Source organism: Delftia sp. HK171, assembly GCF_001886655.1.
In the GTDB taxonomy this organism is placed as follows: Bacteria; Pseudomonadota; Gammaproteobacteria; order Burkholderiales; family Burkholderiaceae_C; genus Comamonas; species Comamonas acidovorans.
This window is the reverse complement of the sequence record NZ_CP018101.1, coordinates 5,615,517-5,631,971: the sequence shown is the minus strand read 5'-3', so window position 1 is coordinate 5,631,971 and position 16,455 is coordinate 5,615,517. Positions and strand designations below refer to the sequence as shown.

The following is a 16,455-nucleotide window of genomic DNA, read 5'->3' as shown; positions in this document are numbered from 1 at the left end:
CGCAGTGCCTGTCAGGCCTCCGAGGCGTGCCGCCCGATTTCGGGCCAGCGGTGGTGCAGGTAGATCCAGGACGCCAGCCCGATCAGCATCATGCTGATCGAGCCCAGGGCCAGCAGTACGGTCGAATGCATCACCAGCGGTGCAATCATGCCGGCCACGATGCCATTGGCCGTGGAGCCGACCACGGCCTGCAGCGATGAGGCCAGGCCGCGCCGCTCCGGGTGGATGTCCAGCACCAGCAGCGTGACCACGGGCACCATCATGGCCCAGCCGAAGGCGAACACCCCCACGGGAATCAGCGCCCAGCTCACGTGGGCGGGCCAGATCAGGTTGGCGACCAGGTTGATGATGGACACGACGAACATGATCAGAAAGCCATGGCGGATCTGGTGCTTGGGCGGAATGCGCCCGGCCAGACGGCCGCTCACCCATGCGCCGCCCATGATTCCCGAGATCGAGATCACGAAGAACCAGAAGAACTGCTGCGGCTGCAGGTGCAGCAGGTCGCCCAGGAAGGCGGGCGCCGACAGCACATACAGAAACATGCCGTTGAACGGCACGCCGCTGGCAAAGGCCAGCAGCACAAAGCGCGGATCGCTGCACAGCTCCTTGTAGCCGTGCATCAGAGGCTTGAAGCGGAAGGGCTGGCGCTGCGCCTGTGGCAGGGATTCCGGCAGGAATCGCCAGTTGATGCCCCACAGCAGCACGCCCACCAGGGTCAGGAACCAGAACACTGCCGCCCAGCCCAGGTGTATGAACAGCCAGCCGCCCATCACAGGGGCCAGGGCTGGCGCTATGCCAAAGAAGATGGTGATCTGCGCCATCACGCGCTGGGCCTGGGCGGGTGGAAACAGGTCGCGCACCACGGCGCGCGACACCACGATGCCGGCACCCGTGGACAGGCCCTGCAACGCGCGAAACAGCACCAGCTGCGTGATGTTCTGCGACAGCGCACAGCCCGCCGATGCCAGCGTGAATACGGCCAGCCCCCACAGCACCACGGGCCGGCGGCCAAAGCTGTCGGCCATGGCGCCGTGGAAAAGGTTCATGAAGGCAAAGCCGAACAGATAGGCCGACAGCGTCTGCTGCATCTGCAGCGGCGTGGCGTTCAGGGCCTGGGCGATGCCGGAGAAGGCGGGGATGTAGGTATCGATCGAGAACGGCCCCAGCATGCCCAGGATGGCAAGCAGGACGGCCAGGGCCCAGCGCGGGCCCTGCCAGAGCGGGGAAACATTTTGTGGCATGCAGGCGAGGCGGTTGTGCGTTGCGGGAGACCGCAGGCGCAGAAAAAGGCCGCGCGCCCTTGCGCCTGCGGCAGGGTGACACTGTAGCGGCTTGGCTGGAATCCGGTGTGACGGATGGCTTGGCGAATGACCTGGGCGATGGAATGGGTCGATAGTTTGTATCTAAATGATGTAAATATCGATAGAATTTATCTTTTGCGCCAGCATGCACAGGTCCGCCGTGGGGTGGATGGCATGGTTCTGGGCGCTTTCGCCAAGGATCTTTCATGACTGTTTCTCGCCGCACGTTGATATCGGGTCTGGCCCCGGCTGCGTTGCAACTGACCGCCGGCGCTGCCTGGTCCAAGGGCCGCCGACTGCAGCTGTCGGCGGCCTATGGCGATGGCATCTTCCACACGCAGAACCTGCGCAACTTCGCGGCGCGCGTGGGTGCCGATACCCAGCAGGCGCTGGAGATCGATGTGGTGTCCAACTCTGCGCTCAAGCCCATGGCGCAGGTGCTTCCTGCGCTCAAGCGCAATGAAATCCAGTTCGGCGAAGTTCTCATGTCGTCCTATGTGGATATCCATCCGCTGCTGGCCATGGACTCGCTGCCTTTCATCGTGCGTGGCTTTGACGAGGCCGCGCGCCTGTGGCAGTTGACCCGTCCCGTGCTGCAGGAGTTCTTGCTGGCCCAGCAGGGCGCGCGCCTGCTGTTTGCCGCGCCCTGGCCGGCGCAGGGTCTCCTGAGCCGGCGCCCGGTCCACAGCATCGCGGATCTCAAGGGCCTCAGGCTGCGCGTGCAAAGCGATGCGACCAAGCGGTTGGCCGAGCTCTGGGGGGCGCAGCCGGTGGTGATTGCCGCAGGCGATCTGGGTGCCGTTGTGGAGCAAGGTGGCATCGATGCCATGATTACCTCCAGCGCCACGGGCGCCGACATCCAGGCCTGGAAGGCCATGAAGGTGTTTCTGGATATCAAGGCCTGGATTCCCAAGAACATGCTTTGCGTCAGCGAACTTGCCTGGAGGGGCTTCACCGAGCCTGAGCGCCAGGCCATCGGCCGCGCTGCCGAGTCGGCTGAAAAAGAGGGCTGGGCGCTCGCCCAGCAGGCCGATGAGCTGGGCAAGAAGATCCTTGCCGACAACAAGGTATCCGTGGCCGCGCCTTCGGCGGATCTGCGCCACATGCTGGATCTGGTGGGCGAGCGCTTTGGCCGGGAGTGGGTGGCCAAGGCTGGCAGCAGCAATATGTCTGTGCTGATGGAATACAACAAGAAAAGGCACTGAGCGCTGTCGCGCCGAGTGCCTTGTTCTGGGTATTGGTGGTGGGCCCTGAGTGATTCGAACACTCGACCAACGGATTAAGAGTCCGCTGCTCTACCAGCTGAGCTAAGAGCCCACGTATTTCTGCGTGGATGCCTGATGAGATCAGGCAAAAAAATTCTTGGTGGGCCCTGAGTGATTCGAACACTCGACCAACGGATTAAGAGTCCGCTGCTCTACCAGCTGAGCTAAGAGCCCCCTCGGGTATTCCGAAGGAATCAGCCTGGATGAATCCAGGCTGAAAAGGAATTTTTGGTGGGCCCTGAGTGATTCGAACACTCGACCAACGGATTAAGAGTCCGCTGCTCTACCAGCTGAGCTAAGAGCCCCAAAAACAAGTCTGCGCTGCAAACGAGACCGCAATTATGCGGCATTTTTTGTGCGCTTGCAGGAAGACGCGCCAAATTTTTAGTTCATGGCCTGGTGGCACTGAGCCGGGCCCGCGTGCCGCCCGGTGCGCAGCCGCAAAAAAAGGCGGCCGATGCCGCCTTTGGGGTGCTGGCGCGCAGCGCGCTTACATCAGCAGATGTTCGCCTGCGTTGTCACCGCCCAGGATCACGTAGTTGACCTTGCGGATGTCCATCAGCTTCTTGCCGCCGGAGTAGCTGATCGAGCTTTGCACGTCCTGCTCCATCTCGATCAGGGTGTTGGCCAGAAGGCCCTTGACGGGTTCGAGGATGCGCTTGCCCTCCACGTGCTTGTACTCGCCCTTGTTGAAGTCCGAGGCCGAGCCGTAGTACTCCTTGAAGCGTTGGCCGTTTTCCTCGACGGTCTGGCCCGGCGATTCCTCGTGGCCCGCGAACAGCGAGCCGATCATCACCATGGTGGCGCCAAAGCGCACGCTCTTGGCGATGTCGCCGTGGCTGCGGATGCCGCCATCGGCAATGATGGGCTTGGTCGCCACGCGCGCGCACCACTTGAGCGCCGACAGCTGCCAGCCGCCCGTGCCAAAGCCCGTCTTGAGCTTGGTGATGCAGACCTTGCCGGGGCCGATGCCGACCTTGGTGGCGTCAGCGCCCCAGTTCTCCAGGTCGATCACGGCTTCGGGCGTGCCCACGTTGCCGGCGATCACGAAGGACTTGGGCAGCTTTTCCTTGAGGTAGCCGATCATGTTCTTCACGCTGTCGGCATGGCCGTGGGCGATGTCGATGGTGATGTATTCGGGGCACAGGCCTTCGGCGACGAAGCGGTCCACGGTGTCGTAGTCGGGCTTCTTGACGCCCAGTGAAATGGAGGCGAAGCAGCCCTTGCCCTGCATCTCGCGCACGAACTGCACGTTGTCCAGGTCAAAGCGGTGCATCACGTAGAAGTAGCCGTTCTGGGCCAGCCAGGTGCAGATGCTCTCATCCACCACCGTCTTCATGTTGGCCGGCACGGCCGGGATGCGGAAGGACCGACCGCCCAGCTCCACGCTGGCATCACACTCCGAGCGGCTTTCCACGCGGCACTTGCGCGGCAGCAGCAGGATGTTGTCGTAGTCGAAGATTTCCATTTGATTCCAAGCTCCATGAAAGGTCGCGGCAGGAACATCCCTCCGCGATGGGGCGCTTGGCTTGGAGGCCGGTCTTGCGGGCGGCGCGGGCGGGCCGCGTCGCCAGGGCGGCTGTGGCCCGGGCACAAAAAACCGGACCGCAAGAAACTTGGGCCCGGTGATTGATTCTATACGTTGCCGGCGACGGGCCTGGGCACCCTGTCGATATAGCGGTTATAGGGATGGCGTTATGAACCTGCAAGGGCGCGCTGCGCGGGCCTATTGCGGCCAGATCGCGGGCAGATTTCGGGCAGATTGCGGGAAATGCGGCATCGGTTTCCCTGGGGAGCGAGGTGCTTTCTACAATGCCAGGATGTTCCCGATCGATCTGCTCGACGGCGCCTCCGGTGCCGCGCCCGCCCCCAACTCCCCTTTGCTGACCCACCTCAATGAGGAGCAGCTCGCTGCCGTCACGCTTCCGGCCGGCCACGCGCTGATCCTGGCCGGTGCGGGCTCGGGCAAGACGCGGGTGCTGACCACGCGCATCGCCTGGCTGCTGCAGACGGGCCAGGCCACGCCGGGCTCCATCCTGGCCGTGACCTTCACCAACAAGGCGGCCAAGGAAATGCTGGCCCGCCTGTCGGCCATGCTGCCCTACAACGTGCGCGGCATGTGGATCGGCACCTTCCACGGCCTGTGCAACCGGCTGCTGCGCGCCCACCACCAGGCGGCAAAGCTGTCGTCTACCTTCCAGATCCTGGACACGCAGGACCAGCTGTCGGCCGTCAAGCGCCTGTGCAAGCAGTTCAACGTGGACGACGAGCGCTTTCCGCCCAAGCAGCTGCAGTACTTCATTGCCGGCTGCAAGGAAGAGGGCATGCGCCCCGGCGACGTGGTGGCCAATGACCCGGACACGCGCAAGAAGGTCGAGATCTACCAGCTCTACGAGGAGCAGTGCCAGCGCGAAGGCGTGGTCGATTTCGGCGAGCTGATGCTGCGCTCCTACGAGCTGCTGCGCGACGATGCCGCGCTGCGCGCCCACTACCAGCGGCGCTTTCGCCACATCATGGTCGACGAGTTCCAGGACACCAACAAGCTGCAGTACCAGTGGCTCAAGCAGCTGGCGGGCGACATGGTGGATGGCCGCCTGCAGGCCACGGGCAGCGTGATCGCCGTGGGCGACGACGACCAGAGCATCTACGCCTTTCGCGGTGCGCGCGTGGGCAACATGCAGGACTTCGTGCGCGAGTTCGACGTGCGTCAGCAGATCAAGCTGGAGCAGAACTACCGCTCCTACAGCAACATCCTCGACTGCGCCAACGCGCTCATCAGCCACAACAGCCAGCGCCTGGGCAAGAACCTGCGCACCACCCAGGGCCCGGGCGAGCCCGTGCGCATCTACGAAGCGCCCACCGACATGGCCGAGGCGCAGTGGATGGTCGAGGAAATCCAGCAGCTTGTGAAAAAGGACGGCTGGCAGCGCCAGGAAATCGCCGTGCTCTACCGCAGCAATGCGCAAAGCCGGGTGATCGAATCGCAGCTGTTCAATGCCGCCATTCCCTACCGCGTGTACGGCGGGCTGCGCTTTTTCGAGCGCGCCGAAATCAAGCATGCGCTGGCCTACCTGCGCCTGCTGGAGAACCCGCACGACGACACCAGCTTTCTGCGCGTGGTGAACTTCCCGCCGCGCGGCATCGGCGCGCGCAGCGTGGAGACGCTGCAGGACGCGGCGCGCAGCGCGGGCTGCTCGCTGCACGATGCCGTCTCGGCGGTGCCGGGCGCGCCGGGCACCAAGCTCGCAGGCTTTGTCGCCAAGATCGACGTGCTGCGCGAGCAGACCCAGGGCCGCACGCTGCGCGAGATCATCGAGGCCATCGAGGAAGAAAGCGGCCTGCTCGAGCACTACCGCAACGAAAAGGAAGGCGCCGACCGCATCGAGAACCTGCAGGAACTCGTGAACGCGGCCGAGAGCTTTGTCACCCAGGAAGGCTTTGGCCGCGATGCCGTGGCCCTGCCGCTGGACGAGCACGACGGCGCCAGGGCGCTGACGCAAAGCCCGGCCAGCCAGGGCCTGGACCCTGCGCTGCCGCTGCTGGACACGCCGCTCACGCCGCCGGCCGGCACCGTGGCCGGCATGGTCGATGCCGATACCGGCGAGACACTGTCGCCGCTGGCCGCCTTCCTGACGCACGCGGCGCTGGAGGCTGGCGACAACCAGGCCCAGGCCGGCCAGGACGCTGTGCAGCTGATGACCGTGCATGCCTCCAAGGGGCTGGAGTTCGACGCCGTCTTCATCGGCGGCGTGGAAGAGGGCCTGTTCCCGCATGAGAACGCCATGATGGACCGCGGCGGCCTGGAGGAAGAGCGCCGCCTGGCCTATGTGGCCATCACCCGCGCGCGCAAGCGCCTGTACCTGAGCCATTCGCAGACGCGCATGCTGCACGGGCAGACGCGCTACAACGTCAAGAGCCGCTTCTTCGACGAGCTGCCCGATGAGGCGCTCAAGTGGATCACCCCCAAGCAGGGCGGCTTTGGCAGCTACGCGCCCCGCCCCGGTGGCGGCGGTGGTGGCGGCTATGGTTCACGCGATCGCGGCGGCTTCGGCAACAAGGCCGAAGGCTGGCGCAGCGAGGTCTTCGCCAGCCCGCCCGTGCCGCCGCAAAAGGCCGCTCCGGGCCACGGCCTGCGCGTGGGCCTGAACGTGTTCCACAACAAGTTCGGCGAAGGCAAGGTGCTGGCCCTGGAAGGCACGGGCGACGACGCGCGCGCCCAGGTCAGCTTTGGGCGCCACGGCACGAAGTGGCTGGCGCTTTCCATTGCCAAGCTCACGGTCGTGGAGTGAGGCGCGGGCTGCCGCGCGCGGCGCTCAGGGCTTGACTTCGAAGCTCAGCGTCGTGGTGTGGCGCACGTCGGTGTACTTCTTGCCGTCCAGCGTGACCGAGCCGTTGTCCACGCGCGCCGTCACCTCCAGCACGTACAGGCCCGGGAAGTAGGGCTTGAAGCTCACCGTGCCGTCCTGCGATGGCGTGAGCGTGCGGTACCAGCCCTCGCTGGTCTGCACATTGACCTGGCTGGCCGCGACCTTGCGGCCCTTGAACACCAGCTGGAACGTATCGCCGCCCGCTGTGGTCGGCACCAGCTCCAGGTCGTTCACGGCCTTGGTGTCATTGCGGCCGAAACGGGCCTGGTAGTACGTCAGCACGCCATTGGCGCCGGGGCGCGTGGCGGCGATGCGCACATCGCCCTGGCCTGCGTCCGCGGTGAAATGATTGGCATCGGCCTTCAGGGGAAGGCTCTTGCCGTCGGGCAGGACCTGCTTGGCGTCTTCCAGGGCCGGCAGCTGTTCCAGCGGCTTGCGCAGCTCTCCGGCATAGGCCCGGGCCTGTCCTGCGTCCTGCTGCAGCCAGAGATAGTCGGCATGCGCGGCCGGCACCGCCAGTGCGGCGGCGGCGGCCAGCCATGCGGCGGTGCTGCGAAGGATGCGGGAAGGTTCGGTCATGGAGTCTCTCCTGTGGTGTGGCTCTGCGTGCGCCTGCCGGGCCTTGAGGAGCGTGATCCGGCGGGGCTGAAGATGGTGCGATGGCGGGCGAGCGACGCCGCAATGCATCAGAAATTATAGCGATCAGGTGAGAATGACTCTTGTTTTGCACGCTAAGAGTCGGGTTCATGACATCCATGCAATTGCGACGCAGACATGAAAAAAGGCCATGGAAATCCATGGCCTTTGTGTGGCTGCGCCACGCGCCGCAGGGCGGCGGGGCGCTGGGGCAGCGGTCAGGCCGACAGCTTGGGCTGGGCAGCGGAGCCGGTCAGGTAGCCGACGGCGGCGCCGAACTTGCCGCGATAGTTGGCGCTGATCAGCGGGTCCAGCGTGGGCTTGACCACGTTGTGGATGGCGCCCCAGTCACCGGCGTGCTGGAAGTTGCTCATGATGTAGGTCCAGCCGTTGATCTCGTCCACGGCATGCAGGCCGGTGGATTCGCCGCCGGCGGGAATCGACATCAGGCGCGACAGCTGCTTGGTGTCGATGTTGTAGGCCCACAGGAAGTTGTTCACGTGCTGGCCGCTGTCCTCGCCGATGAACAGGGTGCGCATCTTCTCCGAGAACTTGAGGTTGTCGGGGTTGCAGATCTTGTTCGGGTTGCCGGTGTTGCCCAGCGCGTCGGCGCTGATGTCCTCGCCCGCCAGCAGGGCCTTGGTGTCCACGGGCATCCACTCGCTGTTGATGGCGGCGCCTGCCGTGTCCTTCTGGCCGCCGCGCAGGTTCAGTGCCATCACGGCGCCGGCCTTGAGCTGCTTGGGGATGGACACGCCGTTGCCGGCCACGTTCAGCGCATCACCGGCCACCATGGACTTTTCGCAGTTCTGCAGGGCCGAGTAGGCCACCTTGTCCTTGGCGTTGACGGTCGTGCCTTCCATCTTGGTGAAGCCCATGCTCGCGCCCTTGAAGGCGGCGTAGCGGTGGGTTTCCAGGAAGGCGGCAGCCTTGTCCATGCCGGGGTTGATCTTGATCCACTCGACCTTGCCGTTGGCCGTGATCTTGGTGTAGCTGGCGTCGCCCGGATCGGTCTTGGCCACGGTCATGATGTCCGTGGGCTTGAGCGTGTTGGCCAGCTGCTCGATCTCGGCGCTGGTGGCCGAGCCCAGCTTGATCCAGGTCAGCGCGGCGGCGCTGCCCGATGCGGGGTCGATGGAGAAGCCCGCGCCCACCTTGGCCACGTACAGCGAACCCGAGGACAGGTCCTTTTCCTTGTCGGCCACGAAGACGAAGTAGCCGCTGTTGGTGGCGTCGTCGCCCATCAGCGCCGTGCGCTGGTCGGGCATGACCTGGACCAGCTCGTGCGAGATGCGGCCCATGCAGAAGTGCTTCTTGATGCTGGCCGTGCCGTCCGCGTTGACCGTCACTTCGGGCATGTGGCCGTAGTGGTAGGGGTTGGCCTTGGTCTGGTCGCCATACAGGTTCTGGCTGAAGGCCTGCAACTGCGCATTGCCGGTGGCGAAGGCGTCGGGCTCGTACTCTTCGCTGGACAGATGGGTGCCCCAGGGCGACAGGCTGGCGCCGCAGGTGATCCACAGGCCGTGCACCTTGGAGGTGTCCACGTTGTGGTACTTGACCAGGCTGAGCTTGCCCGTGGTCTGGTCCTGGTCCAGCGTCAGCACGGCGATGGGCGAGGGCAGCTTGCCGTACATGTCGGTCTTGCCGTCCTGCGCCCAGGTGGTGTATTCGAACTGCACCACGGCGAACACGGGCTTGCCCTTGACGCCGTCCACCTTGGCATTGGGCACGGTCAGCAGTGAGGTGCCGTCGGGCGAATCGGAGAAGAAGTGGCGCTCGCTGCCGGCCACGGTGCGGTCGATGATCTTGTTGTTGTTGATGTCGTAGTAGCCGCCGGCCAGGATCTTGCCGCCCTTGCCGTCGGACACTTCATCGCCGGTGACGAAGAAGGGCTGGTAGCCCAGGTCGAAGCTCTGCTCGCTGTTGTCGCTGAACTGCACCTTGAGCTGCGAGGCCACGGTCATCCTGGCCATGGCCTGGGGGTTGGCCAGCGTGGGCGCTGCCATGGAGGTGAAGCTGGCCGCCACATAGTTCTTCGCGGGGCCGTCGTCACCGCCGCCGCAGGCGGTCAGCAGGCCGGTGGCGGACACGGCGGAGCCGAGCGGCAGCAGGGGGGCGCCGGTCAGGAATTGCAGCGCCTTGCGGCGGGAGAGCATCGTGGATTGGGACATGGGGCTTCCGTTATGGGTTTGTCAGCGTCAACCCATCGGGGGCGGGATGGGCCGGGATGCCGCCGCGCACTCGCTGGCTTGACATCCGCACGGCATGCTAGGCAGCCGGTGTGACACAGCGATGGCATCCGCATGACGAAACCGTGACAGCGTCATATGACAGCCGCCAGGCGAGGGGTACCAGGCGATGCGGCCAGTCAAAAAAACAAAGAAGAGGCGCGAAGAGGGAGCCGAAGAAGGGCCCGAAGAAAGGTCCAAAGAAAAAGCCCCTTGAAAGAGGCTTTGTGGGGTGCAGTGGCGAAGCGCTCAGCCGGACAGTCCGGGCGGCGCAGGCGGCTCGGTGCCGATGGCGTCGCTGCCATCGCTTTCATCGGGCGCTGCAAAGCAGTCGCGGAAGGTGAAGACGATGGAGGTGAAGAACATGGCGGCCAGCAGCATGGCCGTGCCGATCATCAGGCCGTTGGCAATGCTGCCCAGCACCTGGGCCAGCACGGCCGAGATCAGGGCCATCACGATGCCGGCCACGATGAACACGCCCATCCAGCTCAAGCCGAAGACCACCAGCGCGCCGATGTTGCGCACACAGGCCACCAGGCTGAAGAACACGGCCTTGACCGGGGGCACGTTGTGCCAGTGCACCAGCCCCGGCGCGTGCCAGAACAGCAGTGACAGCGGCAGGTACAGGCCCATGCTCAGCCACATGGCGGCCTGGAAGTCGGGCGACTCGGCGATCTCGCGCGTCAGCGGCTCGCCGCCCAGGTAGACGTTGGCAAACTGGCCGTCGTCCACCAGCATGGACAGGCCCATGATTAGCAGGAAGCCTGCCGCATACATGGCGCCCAGCGTGAGCATGGAGTTCAGGCGCTGGCGCCCGGTACGAAAGGCCACCAGCAGCAGGGCCGGCGTGGGCGCACGCCCGTGCGATGCCTCGGCCGCCGCCACCATCATGGCCAGCGAGGTGGCCGGCAGCAGGCCCAGCGCGATCACGGGGCCGATCAGCGGCAGCACCGTGACCAGCGACATGGCCGCCATCGACAGAAAGAACAGCGCCGCCAGTGCCAGCGGCTGCTGGCGGAAGGTGCGGATGCCCTGCTGCACCCATTGCAGGCCGGTACGGGCGGGAACGATGAGAAGTTTCATGGGGTGAGGAAGTCGGGGCGCCTGGATGGGGCATGGCCTCTGGCATGGGCCGCGCCGCTGGCGCCCGAACGGGGACTGTACCCGAGGACGCGCGGCCCGTGGACCGCAAAGCCCTCTGTCGGCCGCGCTGTGGCGGTCTTCGGACGTCAGTCCAGCGCCACCGGGTGGGCCAGGCGCTGGCGCAGCACGCGCTCGAAATGGGTGGGGTCGTGGGGCACGAGCATGGAGGCCTCGCGCGGCAGGTGGAAATCCCACAGGCGGGAAATCCAAAAGCGCAGCGCGCCCGCGCGCAGCATGGGGTTGAACAGCTCGCGCTCGGCGGCGGTCAGGGGGCGTACCGACTGGTAGGCGTCGATCATGGCCCTGGCCTTGGTGGCGTCATGGGCGCCGGTGGCGTGTTCGATGCACCAGTCGTTGAGGCACACGGCCAGGTCGAACAGCCAGCTGTCCACGCCTGCGAAGTAGAAGTCGAAGAAGCCGGTCAGGCGCTCGCCCTCGAACATCACGTTGTCGCGGAACAGGTCGGCATGCACGGGGCCGCGCGGCAGCGCCGCATAGGCGGGCGAGGCGGCCACATGGTTCTGGAAGGCCAGCTCGGAGCGCAGCAGGTCGGCGGTGGGGGCGTCTATGTGCGGGATGACCGTGGGCACGGTCTCGTTCCACCAGGGCAGGCTGCGCAGATTGGGCTGCTGGCGATCGTAGTCGCGTCCGGCCAGGTGCATGCGCGCCAGCATCTCGCCCACGGCGGCGCAGTGCGCGGGCTGGGGCGCCAGCTCGCTCTTGCCGGGCAGGCGGTTGACGATGGAGGCCGGCTTGCCGCACACGCTCAGCAGGATGTCGCCGCTGCGCGTCTCGGCCTGCGGGTCGGGCACGGGAATGCCGGCCTGCGCCAGGTGCTTCATCAGGTACAGGTAGAAGGGCAGTTGCTCGGCCGTCAGGCGCTCGAACAGCGTCAGCACCCACTCGCCCTGTTCGGTGGTGAGAAAGTAGTTGGTGTTCTCTATGCCGCCCTGGATGCCGCGCAGCTCCTTGAAGGAACCCAGGGACATGCGGCGCAGCAGCTCGCGCGCGTCTTTGTCGGAGACTTCGGTGAAAACGGCCATGTTGCATTGCCGGCCTTCAGGGCGCGGCGGAAATCGTTGTCGTCAGATATGGAAAGAGGGCAGCGCCGTCAGGTGCTGCCCCCTGGGATGCCGCCGGGCCGGGGGCCCGGACAGTCCGGTGAGGATCAGAACTTCTTGAGGTTCCAGACGCGCGTGCCATTGGTGCCGTCGCCATCGCCGCGGTTGCGCGAGGAACGGGCGCCGTCGTTGGACTGCACTTCATACGAAGGCATGTCGCCGACCTTGGGCTGCACGGTGATGCTGCGGGTCTGGCCGCCCACGCGCAGCTCGTCAACGCGGCTGCCGCCATCTTCCACATGGATGTGTTCCACGCGCTGGTTGGTTCGGTCGCGCCCCTCGGGCTTGGCCGTGTCCGGCGCGGTCTGCTCGGTCGCCGCCGCAGGAGCGGTGGAGGCAGCCGGGGCAGGCGTGGGGTTCTGGGCCAGCACGGAGCTGGCGGCCAGGGTCAGGAAGATGAAAAGTGGAGCGGCGCGCATAGGCTCCATTGTAGAACTTGCAGCGGGCGCTGTCCCGCCCTGTCACCCTGCCGGCGCGTGCACAATCGGCGCATGAGCAATTCCAAGACCCTGGTGCTGATCGACGGCTCCAGCTACCTCTACCGCGCCTACCACGCCATGCCGGACCTGCGCGCCGAGCCCGGCAACCCGGAAAGCCCCGCCACGGGCGCCATCCGCGGCATGATCAACATGCTCCAGGCGATCAGGAAGGAAGTGGCGGCCGACTACGCCGTCTGCGTGTTCGATACCAGCGGACCCACCTTCCGCGACACGCTCTACCCCGAATACAAGGCGCACCGCTCGCCCATGCCCGACGATCTGCGCTCGCAGATCGAGCCCATCCATGAAGTGGTCCGCCTGCTGGGCTGGCCCGTGCTGGCCATCCAGGGCGTGGAGGCCGACGACGTGATCGGCACCCTGGCCAAGACGGCCGCCGCCCAGGGCGTGAACGTGGTGATCTCCAGTGGCGACAAGGACCTGTCCCAGCTGGTGGACTCCCACATCATGGTGATGGACACCATGAGCGGCAAGCGCCGCGACGTGGCCGGCGTGACGGCCGAGTTCGGCGTGCCGCCCACGCAGATGATCGACTACCAGGCCCTGGTCGGCGATGCCGTGGACAACGTGCCCGGCGTGTCCAAGGTGGGCCCCAAGACGGCCGTCAAGTGGCTGGCCGAGCACGGCTCGCTCGACGGCCTGATTGCTGCGGCCGACGGCATCAAGGGCGTGGCCGGCCAGAACCTGCGCGATGCCATCGCCTCGGGCCAGCTGGCGCTGAGCCGCCAGTTGGTCACCATGAAGACCGACTGCGACCTGAGCGCCGAAGTGCCCACCCTGCCGGTGCTCGACGCGCTGGCGCCGCGCGAGCCCGATACCGCGCCGCTGCGCGACTTCTATGAGCGCTACGGCTTCAAGGGCCTGGCGCGCATGCTCGGCGGTGCCGCGCCCGAGCCCGATGCGCTGGAAGCCGTCAAGGCCGGCCGCAAGCCAGCGGCCAAGCCGCGTGCCGACCAGTCCACGGGCGACATGTTTGCCCAGGAGCAGGCCGAATCCGACGAAGCCACCACCGAGGCCGAGGCCGTCCAGCAGCGCCCGCTGGACTATGACGTGGTGCTGACCTGGGAAGCGTTCGACCAGTGGCTGGCCAAGATCAACGCCGCCGAACTCACGGCCCTGGATACCGAAACCACCTCGCTGGACGAGATGCGTGCCGAGATCGTGGGCATCTCGCTGAGCGTGGAGCCCGGCGCCGCTGCCTACATCCCCCTGCGCCATGCCGGCCCCGACGCGCCCGAGCAACTGCCGGCCGACGAAGTGCTGCAGCGCCTCAAACCCTGGCTGGAGGATGCGGCCCGGCCCAAGCTGGGCCAGCACATCAAGTACGACCGCCATGTCTTCGCCAATGCCGGCATCGAGGTGCAGGGCTATGTGCACGACACCATGCTGCAAAGCTATGTGCTGGAAGTGCACCGCCCGCACGGCCTGGCCAGCCTGGCGCTGCGCCACACCAACCGCACGGGCATCAGCTATGAAGACCTGTGCGGCAAGGGCGCCCACCAGATCCCGTTCGCCCAGGTGCCCGTGGACAAGGCTGCCGCCTATGCCTGCGAGGATGCCGACCAGACCCTGGACGTGCACCGCGTGCTGTGGCCGCAACTGCAGGCCAACGACGGCCTGCGCGGCGTCTACGAGCTGGAGATCGCCACCAGCGAGGCCCTGTTCCGCATAGAGCGCAACGGCGTGCTCATCGATGCCGCCACGCTGGCCAAGCAGAGCAACGACCTGGGCCAGCGCATCGTGCAGCTGGAGCAGGAGGCCTACGACATCGCGGGCCAGCCCTTCAACCTGGCCAGCCCCAAGCAGCTGGGCGAGATCTTCTTCGACAAGCTGGGCATGCCCGTGGTCAAGAAGACGGCCACCGGCGCACGCAGCACCGACGAAGAGGTGCTGGAGAAGCTGGCCGAGGACTATCCGCTGCCCGCCAAGCTGCTGGAGCACCGCAGCCTGTCCAAGCTCAAGGGCACCTATACCGACAAGCTGGCCCAGCTGGCGCTGCCGCGCACGGGCCGCGTGCACACGCACTACGCCCAGGCCGTGGCCGTGACGGGGCGCCTGTCCAGCAACGACCCCAACCTGCAGAACATCCCCATCCGCACGCCCGAAGGCCGGCGCGTGCGCGAGGCCTTCATTGCCGCGCCCGGCCATGTGATCGCCAGCGCCGACTACTCGCAGATCGAGCTGCGCATCATGGCCCACCTGTCGGGCGACGAGTCCCTGCTGCGCGCCTTCCACGAAGGCCGCGACGTGCACCGTGCCACGGCATCGGAAGTCTTCAACGTGGAGCTGGAGCAGGTCAGCAGCGAGCAGCGCCGCTATGCCAAGGTCATCAACTTCGGGCTGATCTACGGCATGAGCAGCTTTGGCCTGGCCAAGAACCTGGGCATAGAGACCAAGGCCGCGGCCGCCTACATCGACCGCTATTTCCAGCGCTATCCGGGCGTCAAGCGCTACATGGACGAGACGGTGGAATTCGCGCGCGACCACGGCTACGTGGAAACCGTCTTCGGCCGCCGCCTGTACCTGGTGGACATCAACGGCGGCAGCGGCCCGCGCAAGAAGGCGGCCGAACGCCAGGCCATCAACGCGCCCATGCAGGGCACGGCGGCCGACCTGATCAAGAAGGCCATGGTGGCGGTGCAGGCCGAGCTCGATGCCAGGCAGTCCGAGGTCCGCGTCATCATGCAGGTGCACGACGAACTGGTGTTCGAGCTGCCCGAAGGCGAGTCGGACTGGGTGCGCACAGAAATCCCGCGCCTGATGGCCGGCGTGGCCGACCTGAAGGTGCCGCTGCTCGCCGAGGTGGGCCTGGGACCCAACTGGGACAAGGCACATTGAGCTTCACGCAGGCATCGTAGACTTGGCCGGTTCTCAACCACCACCAAGGAGAGATGCATGCGTGATGATCAGCAGCAAGACCTGAAGGCCCTGGTTCCGGGGCGCAGCAGCGAAGAGGGGCCCACGCGGCGCCTGGCATTGCAGACGGCCCTGGGCCTGGGCTATGCCGCAGCGGCCACGCCGCTCATGGCGCAGACCGCCATCTCCACGCCGGCTGACGGCCTGACGGCCGGCGAGGTGCATTTCACCGTGAACGGCTTCAAAGTGCCGGCCTACCGCGCCGCGCCCGCCGGCAAGAAGAATGTGCCCGTGGTGCTGGTGATCTCCGAGATCTTCGGCGTGCACGAATACATTGCCGACACCTGCCGCCGCCTGGCGCGTGCCGGCTACCTGGCCATTGCCCCCGATCTGTATGCACGCCAGGGCGACCCCAAGACCTATACCGACATCGCCAAGCTCATGAGCGAGCTGGTCTCCAAGGTGCCCGACGAGCAGGTCATGGCCGACCTGGACGGCGCCGTGCAATGGGCCGGCACCCAGGGCGGCGATACGGCGCGCGTGGCCATCACGGGCTTTTGCTGGGGCGGGCGCATTACCTGGCTGTATGCGGCCCATGGCCCGGTCAAGGCCGGCGTGGCCTGGTACGGCCGGCTGGAAGGCGCCAAGACCGCGCTGCAGCCACGCCATCCGCTGGAGCTGGTCTCCAGCCTCAAGGCGCCGGTGCTGGGCCTGTATGGCGGGCAGGACACGGGCATTCCGCTGGAATCCGTGGAGCGCATGCGCGAGGCGCTCAAGCAGGGCTCGGCAGCGGCCAAGGCCTCGGAGTTCGTGATCTACCCGGAGGCGCCCCACGCCTTCCATGCCGACTACCGGCCCAGCTACCGCGAGCAGGCTGCGCGCGACGGCTGGCAAAAAATGCTGGCCTGGTTCAATAAGCATGGGGTGACCCCCTGAGCGGCTGCGCCGCTTCCCCCGTTGCACGGCGCCCTCTCTCGCTTCGCGGGAGGGGGGCGTCCGGGCAACCGGCGACACCCTCGGTGCGGGGCGGCGCGGCCG

General features: G+C 66.2%; 11 protein-coding genes and 3 tRNA genes. 4 read left to right on the top strand and 10 right to left on the bottom strand.

Features of this window, described 5'->3' with window-relative positions:
- Nucleotides 1–11: 11 nt before the first annotated feature.
- On the bottom strand, nt 12–1,244 hold the full coding sequence (locus tag BO996_RS25160) for a multidrug effflux MFS transporter (protein ID WP_012207132.1): 1,233 nt from the start codon (nt 1,242–1,244) through the stop codon (nt 12–14).
- A 266-nt stretch (nt 1,245–1,510) separates the two neighbouring features.
- Here BO996_RS25160 and BO996_RS25155 point away from each other — a divergent pair, with 266 nt between their 5' ends.
- A complete protein-coding gene (locus BO996_RS25155; RefSeq protein ID WP_071956675.1) occupies nt 1,511–2,509 on the top strand; it encodes a TRAP transporter substrate-binding protein in 999 nt (332 codons plus the stop codon).
- Between the two features lie 36 nt (nt 2,510–2,545).
- Here the strand turns inward: BO996_RS25155 and BO996_RS25150 are convergent.
- The 4 genes from BO996_RS25150 to BO996_RS25135 all read right to left on the bottom strand — a co-directional run bounded on the left by BO996_RS25150 (nt 2,546) and on the right by BO996_RS25135 (nt 4,037).
- Nucleotides 2,546–2,621: transfer RNA gene (locus tag BO996_RS25150), tRNA-Lys, on the bottom strand.
- 46 nt (nt 2,622–2,667) lie between these two features.
- A tRNA-Lys gene (locus BO996_RS25145) sits at nt 2,668–2,743 on the bottom strand.
- Nucleotides 2,744–2,798: 55 nt separating this feature from the next.
- Nucleotides 2,799–2,874 (bottom strand) — tRNA-Lys (locus tag BO996_RS25140).
- Nucleotides 2,875–3,059: 185 nt separating this feature from the next.
- On the bottom strand, nt 3,060–4,037 hold the full coding sequence (locus tag BO996_RS25135) for a GMP reductase (RefSeq protein ID WP_013800939.1): 978 nt from the start codon (nt 4,035–4,037) through the stop codon (nt 3,060–3,062).
- 352 nt (nt 4,038–4,389) lie between these two features.
- On the opposite strand from BO996_RS25135, the gene BO996_RS25130 reads away from it, so the two are divergent.
- Nucleotides 4,390–6,858 carry a UvrD-helicase domain-containing protein gene (locus BO996_RS25130; protein WP_071956674.1) on the top strand — a complete coding sequence of 823 codons (2,469 nt, stop codon included), beginning with the start codon at nt 4,390–4,392 and terminating at the stop codon, nt 6,856–6,858.
- Between the two features lie 24 nt (nt 6,859–6,882).
- Here BO996_RS25130 and BO996_RS25125 read toward each other — a convergent pair whose 3' ends face one another.
- The 5 genes from BO996_RS25125 to BO996_RS25105 form a co-directional block, all read right to left on the bottom strand.
- Nucleotides 6,883–7,515 carry a hypothetical protein gene (locus BO996_RS25125; RefSeq protein ID WP_013800941.1) on the bottom strand — a complete coding sequence of 211 codons (633 nt, stop codon included), beginning with the start codon at nt 7,513–7,515 and terminating at the stop codon, nt 6,883–6,885.
- Nucleotides 7,516–7,790: 275 nt separating this feature from the next.
- The gene (locus tag BO996_RS25120; RefSeq protein ID WP_071956673.1) at nt 7,791–9,743 is read right to left on the bottom strand and encodes a PhoX family protein; all 1,953 of its coding nucleotides are present in this window, start codon (nt 9,741–9,743) and stop codon (nt 7,791–7,793) included.
- A gap of 306 nt (nt 9,744–10,049) precedes the next feature.
- Complete coding sequence (locus BO996_RS25115; protein WP_012207126.1) at nt 10,050–10,883, bottom strand: BPSS1780 family membrane protein; 834 nt, start codon at nt 10,881–10,883, stop codon at nt 10,050–10,052.
- A 146-nt stretch (nt 10,884–11,029) separates the two neighbouring features.
- Nucleotides 11,030–11,986 carry a homoserine kinase gene (locus tag BO996_RS25110; protein ID WP_043825092.1) on the bottom strand — a complete coding sequence of 319 codons (957 nt, stop codon included), beginning with the start codon at nt 11,984–11,986 and terminating at the stop codon, nt 11,030–11,032.
- Nucleotides 11,987–12,111: 125 nt separating this feature from the next.
- Nucleotides 12,112–12,483, bottom strand: a complete 372-nt coding sequence (locus BO996_RS25105; protein WP_013800945.1) for a hypothetical protein — start codon at nt 12,481–12,483, stop codon at nt 12,112–12,114.
- Nucleotides 12,484–12,555: 72 nt separating this feature from the next.
- Here BO996_RS25105 and polA point away from each other — a divergent pair, with 72 nt between their 5' ends.
- On the top strand, nt 12,556–15,399 hold the full coding sequence (polA, locus tag BO996_RS25100; protein WP_071956672.1) for a DNA polymerase I: 2,844 nt from the start codon (nt 12,556–12,558) through the stop codon (nt 15,397–15,399).
- A 57-nt stretch (nt 15,400–15,456) separates the two neighbouring features.
- Nucleotides 15,457–16,353: a dienelactone hydrolase family protein gene (locus BO996_RS25095; protein WP_043825097.1), complete on the top strand. Its 897-nt coding sequence runs from the start codon at nt 15,457–15,459 to the stop codon at nt 16,351–16,353.
- The last annotated feature ends 102 nt before the right edge of the window (nt 16,354–16,455 follow it).